This window comes from Bradyrhizobium guangxiense, assembly GCF_004114915.1.
In the GTDB taxonomy this organism is placed as follows: Bacteria; Pseudomonadota; Alphaproteobacteria; order Rhizobiales; family Xanthobacteraceae; genus Bradyrhizobium; species Bradyrhizobium guangxiense.
On record NZ_CP022219.1, the window covers coordinates 3,560,531 to 3,576,472 of the forward strand.

Annotated in this window: 14 protein-coding genes and 1 pseudogene; 4 read left to right on the forward strand and 11 right to left on the reverse strand. The window is 64.3% G+C overall.

The window, feature by feature from the left end; translation table 11 throughout:
• Positions 1–28 precede the first annotated feature (28 nt).
• The 7 genes from X268_RS16825 to X268_RS16855 form a co-directional block, all read right to left on the reverse strand.
• On the reverse strand, positions 29–1,591 hold the full coding sequence (locus X268_RS16825) for a copper resistance CopC/CopD family protein (RefSeq protein WP_128925983.1): 1,563 nt from the start codon (positions 1,589–1,591) through the stop codon (positions 29–31).
• On the reverse strand, positions 1,591–2,121 hold the full coding sequence (locus X268_RS16830) for a YcnI family copper-binding membrane protein (protein WP_128925984.1): 531 nt from the start codon (positions 2,119–2,121) through the stop codon (positions 1,591–1,593). The genes X268_RS16825 and X268_RS16830 overlap by 1 nt, the downstream gene beginning before the upstream one ends.
• Positions 2,122–2,150: 29 nt before the next feature.
• On the reverse strand, positions 2,151–2,687 hold the full coding sequence (locus X268_RS16835; RefSeq protein WP_128925985.1) for a copper chaperone PCu(A)C: 537 nt from the start codon (positions 2,685–2,687) through the stop codon (positions 2,151–2,153).
• A 27-nt stretch (positions 2,688–2,714) separates the two neighbouring features.
• Positions 2,715–3,212: a TlpA family protein disulfide reductase gene (locus X268_RS16840; protein ID WP_128925986.1), complete on the reverse strand. Its 498-nt coding sequence runs from the start codon at positions 3,210–3,212 to the stop codon at positions 2,715–2,717.
• A complete protein-coding gene (locus X268_RS16845) occupies positions 3,209–4,420 on the reverse strand; it encodes a sialidase family protein (RefSeq protein WP_128925987.1) in 1,212 nt (403 codons plus the stop codon). The genes X268_RS16840 and X268_RS16845 overlap by 4 nt, the downstream gene beginning before the upstream one ends.
• Before the next feature lie 26 nt (positions 4,421–4,446).
• A complete protein-coding gene (locus tag X268_RS16850) occupies positions 4,447–6,846 on the reverse strand; it encodes a TonB-dependent receptor family protein (RefSeq protein WP_128925988.1) in 2,400 nt (799 codons plus the stop codon).
• A gap of 95 nt (positions 6,847–6,941) precedes the next feature.
• Entirely contained in the window at positions 6,942–7,316 is a 375-nt protein-coding gene (locus X268_RS16855; protein ID WP_128925989.1) for a DUF2946 family protein, read from the reverse strand.
• A 501-nt stretch (positions 7,317–7,817) separates the two neighbouring features.
• Between X268_RS16855 and X268_RS16860 the strand changes: the two are divergent.
• From X268_RS16860 to X268_RS16875, 4 genes and pseudogenes are all read left to right on the forward strand, one after another.
• A pseudogene (locus X268_RS16860) lies at positions 7,818–8,155 on the forward strand (globin).
• A 141-nt stretch (positions 8,156–8,296) separates the two neighbouring features.
• Complete coding sequence (locus X268_RS16865) at positions 8,297–9,319, forward strand: sugar ABC transporter substrate-binding protein (RefSeq protein ID WP_164937775.1); 1,023 nt, start codon at positions 8,297–8,299, stop codon at positions 9,317–9,319.
• 6 nt (positions 9,320–9,325) lie between these two features.
• Complete coding sequence (locus X268_RS16870) at positions 9,326–10,828, forward strand: sugar ABC transporter ATP-binding protein (protein ID WP_128925991.1); 1,503 nt, start codon at positions 9,326–9,328, stop codon at positions 10,826–10,828.
• Positions 10,829–10,839: 11 nt separating this feature from the next.
• On the forward strand, positions 10,840–11,865 hold the full coding sequence (locus tag X268_RS16875) for an ABC transporter permease (protein WP_128925992.1): 1,026 nt from the start codon (positions 10,840–10,842) through the stop codon (positions 11,863–11,865).
• A gap of 322 nt (positions 11,866–12,187) precedes the next feature.
• Here X268_RS16875 and X268_RS16880 read toward each other — a convergent pair whose 3' ends face one another.
• The 4 genes from X268_RS16880 to X268_RS16895 are packed head-to-tail and all read right to left on the reverse strand — an operon-like array spanning position 12,188 to position 15,942.
• On the reverse strand, positions 12,188–13,231 hold the full coding sequence (locus tag X268_RS16880) for an ABC transporter ATP-binding protein (protein ID WP_128925993.1): 1,044 nt from the start codon (positions 13,229–13,231) through the stop codon (positions 12,188–12,190).
• Complete coding sequence (locus X268_RS16885; protein WP_128925994.1) at positions 13,224–14,204, reverse strand: ABC transporter ATP-binding protein; 981 nt, start codon at positions 14,202–14,204, stop codon at positions 13,224–13,226. Before X268_RS16885 ends, X268_RS16880 begins: the two co-directional genes overlap by 8 nt.
• Complete coding sequence (locus X268_RS16890; protein WP_128925995.1) at positions 14,201–15,022, reverse strand: ABC transporter permease; 822 nt, start codon at positions 15,020–15,022, stop codon at positions 14,201–14,203. The genes X268_RS16885 and X268_RS16890 overlap by 4 nt, the downstream gene beginning before the upstream one ends.
• Positions 15,019–15,942 (reverse strand): ABC transporter permease, encoded by a 924-nt coding sequence (locus X268_RS16895; protein ID WP_128929295.1) that lies wholly within the window; start codon positions 15,940–15,942, stop codon positions 15,019–15,021. The genes X268_RS16890 and X268_RS16895 overlap by 4 nt, the downstream gene beginning before the upstream one ends.

Consider the following 15,942-nt stretch of genomic DNA (forward strand, 5'->3'; position numbering starts at 1 on the left):
GGACTTCAGGTTCAGCTTGAGCTGTGCCTTACGGCGACGTGACCTCGAGTTCATCTTCAAGCGTGATTTGCTCGAAGTCGGTCACCAGCGCGTCGATCCGCACATGCCAGCGGCCGGCAAACGGAAGCTCAACCTTGCGCACGTGCCAGTTGCCGTCCGGGCCAAGCGAGGCCTTCCGCTCCATCGGCTCGATGCCGCGCTCGGGCAGGCTCAGCGTCAACCTCGCCTCCTTGGCCGCCAGAGGCGTCCCCTCGCCAGTCATGAGCTGGAGCACGAAATCGTCGATCCCCGCCTTGCCCGGCGAGACCAGAACCTGGAACATCGCCTTGTCGCTGTGGATGTGGATCGCCAAAGGCGTCTCGGGAACCATGGTCCGCGGCGGCGGCGTGAAGCGCCAGCCGGCAACCACGGCCAGAATTGCGAGAGCGACGATGATTTCGAGCAAGATCGAGCGCTTGAGGACCGTCGCGGCCTTGCGAGCTTTTGCGAGCGCCGGCGTCAGTCGATAGCGATTGAGCGCGGCCAGCATCAGCAGCACGAGGACCAGCATGAGCTTGACCACGAGGATGAGGCCGTAGCGGGTCTCGATCAGCGCGGCTGGCTTTTCGAGCTGAACGATTGCAAGACCAAGCCCGGTCAATGCCAGAACTCCGACCGCCGGCATGGCGCTGCGGGAAAAGCGGCTCACGATCGGCAACGTCGCCTTCGTCGGCTTCGACACCAGAGCGACAAGCGGGGCCAACGCGCCGATCCAGAAGGCAACACCGAGGCCATGAAGAAAGATCGCCGGCTGCATCAGCACCCGAGGCGATGCCGTCGCGGCGTGCCCGGTCATGGCGAGCGACGAACTGGCACCGATGAATGCGATCAACGCAAGGGCGCGCGCGTGCCATGTGCCACGCAACGCGATCAATGCGGACAGCATCGCCGTGAAGGCAACCAGCAAGGCAGGGCCTGCACTAGTCGCGAATGCGACCTTCCAGGGGCCAGCCGTCGCGAGAGCAGCTACGGGCAGCCCGAGCAGATCCAGGCCCAATGCACCAAGGGACGCCACCGCGCTGAGAAGGCCGAGGGCGAGCGACATGCGCGGGACAGCCGTGCTGATCGTTGACCTCGCGATCCAACGCGCGAAGAACACGCCGCCCACGCCAACGAACAGCCCGATATAGAGACCGACCCGTGCCAGCCAGATCAACGCGTTCAAGCTGCCGTCCACGGCGGTCGCAGGCTTCGTCGCCGTCGGCATGCCGACCGAAAAGATCCCCGAGCCGGTGACGGGATGGCCGTCCTGCGAGATCACGCGATAGCTGACGATCGCGGTCCCCTCAGGCAGATCCGCCGGCAACACGATCGAAATGGTCTCGCCCGACACGCTGACATGTGGGTCGTTCCGCGCCCTGCCGGCCCCGTCGATCAGCCGGATCGCGCCCGGCGTGACCGTCTCGTTGAAGCGCAGCTGCACCGCCTTGGGCGCGCCCGCGAGCATGCTCCCGCTCGCCGGCTCGACCGAGACGAGGGCCGCATGCGCCCACGCCGCGCTCGCAAACCCGGCAGCGAGGAACAGCGTCGCGAGCGCAGCCAGTCCGCGCATCAGGGTTGGGGCAACAGCTTTACGCCCGGCGCAGGCGACTTGCCTTCAGACTTGCCATCATGCGAATGCCCTGCCCCCTCGACCGGAATTTCGATCCAGCGGCTGACGCCGGTCTCGCATTCCTGGACGACGGGGAAGTACAGGATCGTGTTCGGCTTGAGCTTGTCGGTCAGGACCGTGTGCATGACGAACTCGTCGTAGTTCTTGTCCGGCAGCTTGCCGCCGGACCACGCCACCTCCTTGACGCCGGAGGAGAGCTTGTTGCCGTGATAGTCGTATTCTCCGGCATATTTGCCCTCGACGACATCGACACTCCAGCCCGCCTTCGGCATCGGCTTGACCGCGATCACCCCTTCAGGGATCTGCACCCGGATCTTCACCGTCGGCGAGCCCGCGCAGCCATGCGGTACGGTGAAGACGGCCTTGTAGGGCGCGCCAACCGTCGCCTGCTTGGTCTCGAGCGAGACGTGCGCCGCCGCCGGCGAGGCGGCGAGCGCAGTGATCAGGAACAGGCTGGATCGCTTCGACATGCTCGGCCTCCCGAGAATTGAGATCAGTCTCACTTCATCTTCATTCCCGAATGGTCCGGCATTTTCTTCATGTCCATATGGCCCGAATGCCCGGCATCGCCGGGCGCCTGCGCACCGACGCCCTGGACGTCGAGGGAGACGCTGACCTTGCCGGCCTTCTCGAATTGCAGCGTCACCGGCACCTTGTCGCCCTGCTTGAACGGGCCCTTCAGCTCCTGGAGCATCAGATGATTGCCACCGGGCGCGAGCTTCACCGTCTTGCCCGGATCGACCGCGAGCCCCTTGTCGAGCGGGCGCATTTTCATCACGCCGTTATCCATCGCCATCTCGTGGATCTCGGCCTTCCCGGCGATATCGGCGGACACGCCGACCAGCCTGTCCGACGCCGTCCCCTTGTTCTCGATGACGAGATAGCCGCCGGCAACTTTTGCGCCGCCGGGCGTCGCGCGGCTCCACGCCTGCGAGATGACGAGGTCGCCGGCCTTGACGTCGTCGGCGATCGCCGGAGCTGCGCTGATTGCAAGAGCGAACGCAGCCAGCAACACGTTCTTCGAGATTGTCTTCATATCAGTCGTTCCTTTGCAGATTGAGCTTCAGTGCTTGGAGAGTTGTTGCGCCGACCACTTTTCGAGGTCGGCAATTTCGGCCGAGCCTTCGATCGTGGTGATGGTCCCTTCCGGAGAGATGAGCATGGTCCTGGGAATCTCGCCTTGCCACGTGGGGTCGATCTCGAACCGCAAGCGCTCGGCGAAGCCGTCGTTGAAGACGAAGTTCTCGGTCGACGACAGCCCGGCCTTGTCGAGCATCGACTGCGTGGCGGCCGGCAGGTTCGGCACCAGATCTGCGCTGATCGTGACGACATCGATGTCCGGATGGTCTTTTGCAAACCGCCCGAGCAAGGGTAGCTCGACCTTGCAGGGCCCGCAGGTCACGCCCCAGAAGTGCACGAGCGTCGGGCGCCCTTCATGCCCCTTCAGGACGCTTCGCCAGGTGCCGCGTTCGAACGGTTTGAGGCCCGGCGGCGCTCCGAGCGCCGAGGCCGATGCGATCAGGACACCCAGACCCAGAATCACTGCAAGTCGACGTCTCATGGTTGGTCCTCGATCGCAATAAGACGATAGCCATCGGCCTTCGTCATCCAAGACAGGTAGATCTGCCCGCTATTGGAAACGAGCAAGGGGTGGTCGGAGGTGTCGGTCGTGCTCGATACCGCTCGCGGCGACGACCAGGTCTCGCCGTCGTCGCGGGAAGTCGTGATCTGGACCGACGTCTTCTCGCCATCGAACTCCTTCCAGACCATCGCCGTTCGCGCCGCGCCCGCAAGCACGAAGGGGCGCGTAGGATTGCGATCCGGCCGCCCCAGCGCCATCGGCGTCGAGAACGTGCGGCCTTCGTCGCGGGAGTGCGCATAGAACAATCCCTTTCGCGCCTTCCCGTTGGTGTACCAGACCGCATGATAGGTCCCGTTCGGCGCGACGCTGAGGCTCGGCCCGTGGTGCGGGCAGGCGTTGATCTGCCAGTCGTCGTTGCTGACCCGACGGATTTCACCCGGTGTCGAAAGGTCGGCGAAGGTCATGATGGCGTGATCGCGCACGCCGCCGTCGAAGAGGTTCCTGAAGATCACGGCCGGCCGCCCCGGAGCTGCGAACGTCAACCCCAATCGGCAGCACTCGCAAGTACCGTCACGCGCAAGAGCAGCCTCCGTGTAGGTGGCCCCGCCATCGCGCGACGAGGCAAAGACAAGCGCCGCTCCCTCGTACTTCCGCCCTGCCTCTTTCGCAGGGACACGATTGCGCTTGTCGAGCCAGGCCGCGAACACCGTTCCATCCTGATCGAGCGCCAGCGCCTCAAACCGCTGGCTCTCATTGTCTGAGGTGATCGGCCTCAGCTCGGCAAAGCTCTTCCCGCCGTCGGCCGAGCGCGTGTAGAGCACCTGACCGTTGAAGGACTCGTCCCTGAAGGTCGAGAACGCGAGCGCGATGCCGCCCTTGCGATCGACCACGATCTTTGGCCGGGCATCCGGCCCCCAGTCGAGGTTCAGCCGCTTCGTCGTGACTTGGATGGGTGACGAAAAACTGCGGCCCGCATCCTGCGAGCGTGCGACCGAGACCTGCCCTCCCGCCATCCAGACCAGCCACAGCGTGCCGTCCGGACCGAATGCAGGCGTCGCCTTTGTCGCACAGCGCAGCGTCGGTTCCTCACACGCCGCTTCGGATGCAGGTGGGGCACGCATCTCCCCGGGCGCCGCGCCATGCAGGAACACGAGAGCAACGATGCCGAGAAAGCCACTTCGGATCACCGCCCTACTCCCTTCGAGAGCCCGGATCATTTGAACGCCACCTTCATACCCGCAACGAATGTGCGCGGCGAGCCCGCGTAGATCGATCCGGTTGTGTTTGCGAGCACACTCGCAGGGTTTTGAAGGCCTGCCCCCGTGACGGTGTTGGCGATGTTGTTCGCCGAGGCGACATAGGTGCGGTCCAACACGTTCCTGACCTCGAGAAACAGGTTCAGGGATCTGACGGTGTCGGATACCAGATCGGTCTTGTAATGAACGTTCACGTTGACCAGCTCATAGCCGGGCGCCTTCAGCAAATTCGCATTGTCCATGTAGAAGGAGTCCTTCCATTGGACCTCGACGAAGCCACCGAGGCCGGCCAGCGGCCCGACGAACGCGTCATAGCCAATTCGAGCGGTGAGCTCGTTGGGCGAGATCCCGGGAATCTTGTTACCCGCCCGGTTGAAGCTGAACACGGCGCCATTGGTGATGTTCTCGACATATTCGGTGTAGACCTCGTCGAGATAAGTGTACGCCGCCATGAACCGCCAGCCTGGATAGAACGTCCAGTCGGCGGCAAGCTCGATACCCCGATGCTCCGATCGCGGTGCGTTGAAGGTGTAGGATATGCCGGAGACCGGTGTTGCCTGACTGACGATCTCGTTGCGGAAAAACTCGTAAAAGCCGGTCGCGCTCAGCTTGAGCGTCTTGTTCGGAGTCCAGTCGAAACCGAGATCATAGCCCAGATTCTTCTGAGCCTGGAGCTGGGTGTTGTTGCCCGACAACCCGGTCGGAAGGACAAAGAGATTCGAAACCTGCGGAGTGCCATAGCCCGTGGCGACTCGTCCGCGGAACAGCCATTCGTTGTTGAGATTGTAGAGCAGCGCTAGTTCTGGCGCAGCGTTCTGAATCTGCCGGTCCGCGGTCGTCAGCGTCGCGGTGGTGATGCCGGTGGGGCCGGCATAGGCATACGCCGTGTTGACTCCCTTCAGGAGCGTCGTCTCCCAGCCGATGCCGGCGACCGCCGTCAGTGCATAGGCAAGCTTGAGCTCTTCCCTGGCACGAACCCCATAGTTGGTCGTTTCGCTTTGGAGATTGCTCGACAATCGACCGAGCGTCGCGTTTCCTCCCGGCATCACGTTCCGTGTATCGCTCGACGCCGCCAACGTGTTGTAGAAGGCGCCGAAGAATGTCGTCGACTCCAGCCCGAGGATTTCGCCCCGCCTGGTGACATCGCTCATGAAGTTGTACGATGGAAAATCTCCGATCGCGCTGGTCGTGCCGGTCGGCTGACTGATGTTCCGGTCGTCGAACACGAACTGGTTGCGCCAGGTTGTGGCGTTGTCGAAATCGTGCTCCCACCGGCCGCCGACGATGGTCCGTCGGTCGTTGCGGCCGAGCCCGGCCTGCACGGCCGTCTCGATGTCGGTCCCGCCGGTCGCGTTGAAACCATTGTTGAACAACCTGACTGTCCCGCACCCCGGCGCAGCTGTGGCTCCGGTCGCACATCCCTGCTGGAAAGGGTTTTGATAATATTGGTGCAGCGACGAGCGGATCGGCAGCCGCGCGCTGAGGTCGTTGTTGATGATCTTGACCGTGAAGCGGTCGTCCGGCGTCGCCTTGAGGGTGCCGAGGAAGTTGACGGTCTGCGTGTTGAACCAGCTGTTGCCGATATAGCCGTTGCCCCGAGTGTCGCTCGCGAACAGCGAACCCTCGAAATTCCCGACCTTCTTGCCGGCCGCCAGGTAGTTGTTGAGGTAGCCGTAGCTGCCCCCATCCACGCCGTACTCGACACCGTCGATGGTGCCGCCCGGCCGCGTTCGAAAATTGAGCGCGCCGCCGGTCGCATAGTTGCCATAGAGCGCGGATGAAGGTCCCCGGATCACGTCGATCGCGCCATAGGCGTGCGGATCGATCAGGTCGCTGCGCGACAGGCCGTCCGGCTGCGTCACCGGGAAGCCGTCCTCGAAGATCACGAGGTTGCGGATGGCGAAACCGTTCCGGGCATTGGAGCCCCGAATCGAGATGCCGAAATCCCGGGGACCGTTCCCCTGCTTGACCGAAATGCCCGGACTGTCCCGCAAGACGTCGCCGACCGAGAAGGACGGGCGATTGTCGAACTGGCTGCGATCGATGGTCGTCGCGGTCTGTCCGGCCGGTGACTGGTTGAGACCGGCCCGCACTGTGCCGGCGTCGTTCGTGTTCTTTTGTCCCTGGACGCCATCGGGCGCGTTCCCCGCCACCGGCCTCGTTGCGCGGGCCGCCGAAGCGGAGCGCGGCCGCGATGGCCGGGTGATTGGTTTGGGACGGGACGTTTTCGGCGCCTCAACAGTCACCGCGGGAAGCGCTTCCGAGGCAACCTGGGCGAGCGCGTCTGAACCCATCGAGGACAGCAGTCCGAAAAGCACGGGCAAGCCCGCGCTCCCGATCGCACGAATGCGCAACATCAATTGAATTCCTGACATCCGGCGCGTCGGCCGGTCCATTGAGCACGCCGTCGGCGCGGCAACGGCGCGCGCCGACGACTCGGTTTGTCGCTAGGTCAGGAAAATTGAGGCGGGGCGCGCGCCTGAGCGATCGTCCCCTCGGGAGAGGCGATGGCGAACGCATCCACTGGATGCCACAGCACCCGCTCGCCATGGCGGACGGGAATCGCGAATGCCGCGTAGGTCGGCGAATCGAGCGAGGCGTTGGCCTGGGCCAGGCAGCACAAGGCGCAGGCCCCGGCATGCGCGGTCGGCGTGCCGGTCTGATCGTTCGGGCCGCCCTGCTCGCTCGCACTGTGGCAGATGACGCCCGCAGACAGCGGATCGGCAATGGCGAGGCCCGTCGCCCAGCAGGCGGCAATCGGCGCCAGCACCTGCATCGCCAGGGCGAGCAGGATCAGGGGCAGGAATTTTTGAAGCCGCGCGCGCATCCGCCGAACCGTTCGTTCGTCCACTAACTAAACACCGTGTCGCGCCCAAGTCGAGATCAGTTCCGCCGCCTTCTTGGCCCAGCGCAAATTTGGCGAAAATCATGGCCCGGATAACGCAGCACGGCACTGGGGTGGGGCATTTGAGGCACCTCAAGCGACCCGGAACTCCAAAGATTTCTTATATTTGTCATATACTTGCCGGGGACGAAGCTCGATCGTTTCGTCTACTGATCGAATTTTGAACATTCGTTGCTGAAAATGATGACAAGTGAGAAAAGTTGATCTAGCATCCCTCTCGCTCAGGCTGGCCGCGAGGTCCAAGTCTGGTGGTCCAAGTCTCGGGAGGAGCCCCTGGCGCGCAAAATGCAGCGTCGCCCCGTCAATCAAGAGCAAATCTTAGAATCGGGGATAATAGGGTCGACACAATTTTTGAGCGGGGCCAGGGCCCCGCTCTTTTTTTGTCCGCGCGGCTGAACTGCCGATGATGCCTCGGCCAATCCGATCGAAATCAGCTTCGCGCTCGCGGCCTCGCGCTGCACGGATCTCACGCCCCTCGTCTACCGACGCCTGCTCGACGCACATCCCGAGATACGCGCGATGTTCGCTCGGAGGCCATCCTCGATTTCGCCGGGATACGTCGCGGGCATTTCCGGCTGATCGCCTGCGAGCTCACTTCCCACGACGCCTATGGCACGCCGCGCCAACTGTTCATGGCCTTCTTCGCCGTCATCAGGGATACGCTGCGCGATCTGCTCAACGATGAATGGTCATTCGAGATCGCGCGAGCCTGGGACACACTGCTCGTCGACATCGACGCATTCGCCGGTCCGACCGCCTGACGCTTTGCGCTGCACCAACGCGGCTTGCTGCAATCGTAGCGAGTGATTGCAGATTGAGTGGCGCCAACTCTTGTGAGACACTTTCGGGCATCGGTCGCGCAATCAATGACGCGCCGACGACAAGACATATGGGAGCGAGCGATGTCCGGGACGAAAGATTTCTCGACGACGAGGCGCGATCTTCTTCAGGCGGCAGCGACCGCCGGCGCCGGAGCTGCCCTCCTCGGCAGCATGGGCATGAACCCCGCATTGGCTGCCGAGGTCGGACGCAGCGAGAAGCCGCTGAAGGCGGCATTCTCCAACGCAGGCCTTCAGGCGACCTGGTGCGCACAGGGCAAGCAGGCCGCAGAATTCTGGGGCAAGCTGTTCAACGTGGAGGTCACCTGGTTCGACGGCCAGCTCGATGCCGTGAAGCAGCGCGCGGCGATCGACAACATGGCCTCGCAGAAATGGGACTTCGTCGCGATCCAGGCCTTCGGCATCGGCACCCTCACCCAGCCCGTGCAGAAGATGATCGACGCCGGTACGCCCGTGATCGACATGGACACGCTGATCGCGCCGCTCGACCAGATCAACGTCCACTCCTTCCTCGCTCCCGACAACGAGTTCATGGGCGCCTCGGTCACCCAGGCGCTGTGCAACGCGATGGGCGGCAAGGGCAAGATCATCATGACGCAAGGCGCGCTCGGGCATACAGGCGCGCAAGGACGGGCCAAGGGCTTCAACTCGGTGGTCAAGCAATTCCCCGGCATCGAAGTGCTCGACACCCAGCCGGCCGACTGGGACGTCTCCAAGCCCGCCCGCCTCTGGGAAACCTACCTGACCAAATATCCTCAGATCGACGCGGCGTTCTTCCACAATGACGACATGGCGCTCGCCGCCGCCAACATCATGAAGGCCCGCGGCCGTACCAACATCCTGATCGGCGGCGTCGACGCCATGCCTCCGGCGATCCAGGCAGTGAGCGAAGGCCGCATGTTCGCGACCGTCCGCAATCCGTCCTGTCGCATCCATGGCGGCGCGATCATCGCGGGCGTCTCCGCCGTGGTCGGCGGCGAGAAGAGCGGACAGGGCATTCCCAAGAACGTCGTCACCGACGGCCCAGTCGTGACCAAGGCCAATGCCGCCGGAATGCAGTGGATGCAGGATCACTTCCTGATCTGAGCCTTCATGCCCGAGGTGCATTCGCCCATCCTTGAACTGCAGGGCATCACGAAGAGCTTCGGTGGCGTCGAAGCGCTTCGTGGTGTCGACTTCGCGCTTCATCCCGGCGAAATACACGGGCTCGTCGGTGAGAACGGCGCGGGAAAAAGCACGCTGATGAAGATCATCGCCGGCGTGCATACCGAGTTCTCCGGCCGCTTCCTGGTCGACGGTCAGGAGAGGCATTTCCGCTCGGCGCGCGATGCGCATGCGGCCGGCATCGCCATGGTGCATCAGGAGCTCAGCGTCGCGCCCGATCTCACCGTCGCCGAGAACGTCTTCCTGGGCAACCAGCCTACCAATCGGCTCGGCCTCGTGCAATGGCGGCGCATGGCACGCGAGGCCGGCGAGCAGCTCGCTCGCTTCGGCATCGACGTCGATCCGATGACGCGGCTTGGCGACCTTCCGATCGGGCTGCAGCAGCTGATCGAGATCGCCCGCGTGCTGTTCTCCGGCGCGCGCATCGTCATCCTGGACGAGCCGACCTCCGCGCTCTCCCCGCCCGAGGTCGAGCGGCTGTTCGCGACCCTTCGTCGCCTGCGCGAGGAAGGCACTGCGATCGTCTTCATCTCGCATTTCATCGAGGACATCCTGCGCGTGTCCGACACGGTCACCGTGTTCCGCAACGGGCGGAAGGTCGCGGAGACAGCGAGCGCCGCGACCAGCAAGGGCGCACTGATCGAAGCCATGATCGGCCGCGGTGGCGAAGCGCTCGAGCACAGCTACACCGACGATCTGATGCTGCCGCGGCCGAGCGACAGCTCGGTGGTCCTCAAGGTCGACCGGTTGTCGCTGGCCCGCAGCCTGAAGGACATCTCCTTCGAGGCGTGCGCCGGCGAAGTGCTCGGCATCTACGGCTTCATGGGCTGCGGCCAGCAGGAGCTGTCGCGCATCCTGTTCGGCAAGCTGAAGCCGGACAGCGGCACGCTCATCGTCGATGGCAGGGCAAAAACCTTTGCCAGCACGGCGGCGGCGCGGCGCGCCGGCGTGGCGCTGGTGCCGGAGAGCCGGCGCGACATGCTGTTCCACCAGGAACCGGTCTACAAGAACGTCTCGATCAGCATTCTCGACCGCATCTCGGCGCTGCTGCTTAAGCCGGCGCGGGAGCGCGATATCGCGCAGCGCCAGGTCGAGCAGCTGCAGATCAGGCCGCCGGTGGTCGGCCTCGATCTCGGCATGCTCTCCGGCGGCAACCAGCAGAAGGTGGCGCTGGCCAAATGGCTGACCTATCCGCCCAAGCTGCTGGTGCTGTGCGAGCCGACCCGCGGCATGGATGTCGGCGCCAAGAACGACGTCATCAACATCGTCCGCGACCTCCGCGCGAAGGGGCTTGCGATCATGGTGCTGTCGACCGAGCCGGAAACGGTGCTGTCGCTGGCCGACCGCATCCTCGTGCTCAAGCGCGGCGCAGTGGTGCGGGAATTCAAGAACGAGCCGGTCAGCAAGGATCGCCTGCTGGAAGCGGCGTGACGGAGAAGCACATGAGCAGCGAAACGGCCCTGGCGGCGCAGCAGCGGACACGGGGCCTTGCACCCTTCCTGCGCTCGCAGATGCGCAACATCGCGCCGTTCCTCACCCTGATCTTCCTGTCCGCCTTCTTCGCCTTCGCCAGCCCCTCCTTCGCGACGCTCGACAATCTCGGCAACATCCTGACCCAGGTGTCGGTCACGGGCATCATTGCCGTCGGACTTACCTTCGTGATCCTCTGCGCCGAGATCGACCTGTCGATCGCCAGCATCGCCAACGTCACCGGCATCGCGGTCGCCTACTTCACGCTGCAGGAATCCTACGTCAACATCGCCAACATTCCCCTGCCCGGCGCAGTCGCGATCATCCTGTCGATCCTGCTCTGCGCCCTGCTCGGCCTCGTCAACGCGCTGGGGCTGACCGTGATCGGCATCCCCTCCTTCATCATGACGCTGGCGATGATGCAGATCGCCGCCGGCATCTCCGCGCTGCTGGTGCGTGGCCAGATCGCCTACAAGGTACCGAGCCTGATCACGACGCTCGGTTCGGGCTCGGTCAGTGGCATCCCCTGGATCGTCATCGTCGCCGCCATCATGCTGCTCGGCGGCCATCTGGTGCTGACCTACACGCGCTTCGGCCGCTACGTGTACATGGTCGGAGGCAATCGCGAGGCGGCCGAATATTCCGGCCTCAACGTCAAGCTCATCCTGGGCAGCGTGATGGTGATCTCGGCGGTGTGCTCCGGCATCGGCGGCATGCTGGGTGTCGCCCATTTCGGCAGCGCGCAACAGAACGAGTTCGACACTTACCTGCTTGACTCCATCGCCGCCGTCGTGGTGGGCGGCACCAGCCTGTTCGGCGGCCGCGGCGGCATCGGCAACACCATCGTCGGGCTGTTCGTGCTCGGTGTTCTCAACAACGGCCTCGACCACGTCAACATCGACAGCTTCCTGAAGATCCTGATCCGCGGCCTGATCCTCCTGGCCGCACTGGTCATCAACGTCTATGCGCAGCGGCTGAGAGAAAAGGCGGCGGATTAGACGGCCGCCAAAACAAAAAGTGCGAAAACAACCCCATGCACAGTAGAAAATGTGAGGGGGTTCAGCGGCTTACGATACGCGCAATGATGTGAGTGCGGCCGCGCCAAAAATTTGACTCGTCCGGCAAAACAGGAGCAGGACGTCATCGTGGCGGCGCCGCATCAATAGTAGCTCGCCCCAAGCGTTCACAACAACCAGACCGTCATCCTGAGGTGCGGAGCTGGCGATGCGACAAGCATCGCATGCGGAGCCTCGAAGGATGAGCGGCCGAGATGTGCAGCCGGGCCGTCGCCCTTCGAGGGCCGCTAAAGAAGCGGCCACCTCAGGGTGACGGAGATAGAGCGAGGTTCGCCGGACCGATGTCATCCGCCCGCCAACATCTCACCGCATGCCCGTCCGGCCGCGCCTCCAGCACCGGGCCCGGCTCGCTCCGGCACACCGCTTCCGCATGGCGGCAGCGCGGGCTGAAGGCGCAGCCGTTCGGTGGATTGAGCGGGTTGGGAAGATCGCCGCCGGTCGTCGCCAGCGGCGCATGGTGCAAGGGATCCGGGATGGCGGCGATCAGGGCTTGCGTATAGGGGTGCGCCGGGCGTTCGAAGATTTCGCGCCAATGGCCGTTCTCGACGATGCGGCCCAGATACATCACGGCGACGCGGTCGCTCATGTGCTCGACGACGCCGAGATCGTGGCTGATCATGATGTAGGACAGACCGAGCGTCTCCTTCAGCTCCAGCAGCAGATTGATGATCTGGGCACGGATCGAGACATCCAGCGCCGAGACAGGCTCGTCGCAGATGACGATCTTGGGGTTGAGGATCAGCGCACGGGCAATGCCGATGCGCTGGCGCTGGCCGCCGGAGAATTCATGGGGGTAACGGCACGACTGTTCGGGCCGCAGGCCGACATGCCGCAGCATCGTCGCGACGCGGTCCTCGATCTCGCTCTTGGCGGTCACGCCGTGCACCCGCAGCGGATCCTCGAGCGTGCGGCGCACGGTCTGGCGCGGATTGAGCGAGGCGTAGGGATCCTGAAACACCATCTGCACGGTGCGCGCCAACGCCTTGCGATCGCCCGATGGCCGGGTCTTGACGACCTGCCCGTCCAGCACGACGCGGCCGCGCGTCGGCGCCAGCATGCCAAGGATCGACAATGCGACCGTCGACTTGCCCGAGCCGGACTCGCCGACGAGGCCGAGGCATTCGCCCCGCCTCAAGCTGAGATCCACACCATCCACGGCACGAAGCAGCCGCCGGCCACGGCCCAGCAGGCCGCCGCCGAGCGGAAAATGGACCGCGAGATCCTCGACCCTGAGGATGAGATCGTCGTCCGGCCTGCGCTCGCCCTGCATGTTGTGCGGCTCATGCATGGTGGTGACACCTCACCAACCCGCCGGCTTCCAGCCAATCGGTTTCCGGGACGACCGTCCGGCAAATATCGGTCGCCTGCGCGCAGCGCGGATTGAACCGGCAACCGTCAGGGAAGCTCGTGATGGCCGGGACGACGCCTGCGATCTCCTTGAGCCTGGTGCGGCCAAGCGCAGCGCGGCTGCGGAGCCGCGGCAGCGAGGCGACCAGGCCTTGCGTATAGGGATGCGAGGGCGAACGAAAGATATCGGCCGAGCCGCGTTCCTCGACGATGCGGCCGGCATACATCACGGCAACGCGGCGGCAGACATTGGCGACGAGGCCAAGGTCGTGGCTGATCATCAGGATCGCCGTTCCCCGCTCCGCGCACAGATTCCGCATCAACTCGATGATCTCGGCCTGCACGGTGACATCGAGCGCGGTGGTCGGCTCGTCGGCGATCAGAAGATCCGGACCGCAGGCCAGAGCAATGGCGATCATCACGCGCTGGCGCATGCCGCCCGAGAGCTGGTGCGGATAGTCCTTCACACGGCGATCCGGCGCGGGAACGCGGACACTGGCCAGCGCCTCGACCGCCAGCTGGTTGGCTTCCCGCCAGCTCTTGCCCTTGTGCAGCACGAACATCTCGGCGATCTGCCGGCCCACGGGCGAGACCGGGTTCAGCGCCGTCATCGGCTCCTGAAAGATCATGGCGATACGATTGCCGCGCAGCTCCCGCTGCTTGGCCGCTGAAAGATGCTGGATCTCCCGCCCCTCGAACCGGATGACGCCGCCGCCGATCGACAAGGGCGGCCGCAGCAGACCGATCAAGGCGAGCGCCGTGATGCTCTTGCCGCAGCCGGACTCGCCGACGAGACCGAACGTCTCGCCGCGATCGATCCGGAAGGAGATGCCCTCGGCGGCCGCGACGCGCCGCGATCCATCATCGAGATCAAGCCGGAGATTCTCGACTTCGATCAGCGGCATGCCTGTCATGTCCGCCGGCTCCGCGATTGGGGATCGAGGATGTCGCGCAGGCCATCACCGAGCAAATTGAGGCCCAGCACCGTCAGGAAGATGGCAAGGCCAGGAAATACAGAGAGCCACGGCGCCGTCGTGATCTGCTCGCGGGCTTCCGACAACATGCTGCCCCAGCTTGGAAACGGCGGACGGACGCCGAGGCCGAGGAACGACAGCGCCGCTTCCGACAGGACCGCGCTGCCCATGCCGAGGGTGCCGATGACGATCAGCGGCCCGAGCATGTTCGGCAGCAGCTGCGTGATCATGATGCGCAGATCACCATAGCCGAGCACGGTCGCCGCCTGCACATAGCCCTGGCTCCTCAGCGACAGCGCCGAGGCCCGCGCGATCCGGCACGTGAAGGACCAGTTGGTCAGCCCGAGGGCGATCAACAGGCTGGTCAGGCCAGGCCCCAGCACCGCCATGATGGCGAGCGCGAAGATCAGCGACGGGATCGCGAGCATGAGATTGGTCAGGGCGTTGACGACATCGTCCCACCAGCCGCCAAAATAGCCGGCACTCAGCCCCAAGGCCACGCCGATGACGCTGTTGATCAGCTGCGAGATGATGCCGACCGTCAGCGAGACCCGGGCGCCGTAGACGACGCGGGAATAGATGTCGCGGCCCTGGTCGTCGGTGCCGAACCACCAGGTCCAGCTCGGCGGCTCCTCCGCGTTCATCAGGTTGGCATCCATGACCGGATCGGTGTGCGCGAGCCACGGCGCGAGCAGGCCGACCAGGATCGCCAGCGCGAACAGTGTTCCTCCGATGACGAGATTGGCGCGGAGCTTCATGCGTATCTGATCCTGGGATCGATCACGCCGTAGAGCACGTCGATCAGCAGATTGATTGCGAGAAAGGCGAGGACCACCACGAGAATAGAGCCCTGGACAGCCGGAATGTCGCGCTGCAGGACGCTGTCGACCAGCAGCGAGCCGATGCCCGGCCAGGAGAACAATTTCTCGACGACCACCGCCTGCCCCATCAATCCGCCGAATTGCAGGCCGACGGTCGTGAGAATGATGACGAGCGCATTGCGCATCACATGCCACTTCACGACCCTCGTCTCGCTCATGCCCTTGGAGCGCGCGGTGCGGACGAAATCAGCCGTCATGATCTCCAGGACCGCGGCGCGGGTCGTCCGGGCAAACAGCGCCATCGGCGAGACGCCGAGCGTCACGGCCGGCAGCAACAGATATTTCAGTCCGCCGTCGCCATAGCCGAAACTCGGCAGCCAGCCTAACTTCAACGCGAACAGATACATCAGCACCAGACCAAGCCAGAATTTGGCGATGGAGAGGCCCGACACCGCCACCATCATGGCGATCGTGTCGACGATGCCACCGGGCTTGAGTGCTGCGATAAAGCCAAGCGGAACACCGATCACGACGGAAAAGGCCATGGCTGCAAAGATGAGCTGCAGCGTCGGCCACGCCCGCTTGGCGATCATGGTCGTGACAGGCTCGCGCGTCCGGAACGAGGGGCCGAAATCGCCGGTCGCGAGCTGGGCGATGTAGGTGCCGAAACGCACGTGAACGGGCTGATCGAGGCCGAGCTGCTGCTTCATGCGCAGCTCGACCTGCGGGTCGCTGTCGTCGCTCATCGACGTCACGATGCTGCCGGGCACGATGCTGAACAGTACGAAGACCAGCAGCACGACCGCGAGCACGGTCGGAATAGTCTGCAGGAGACGACGGATCAGGAAGGAGAGCAT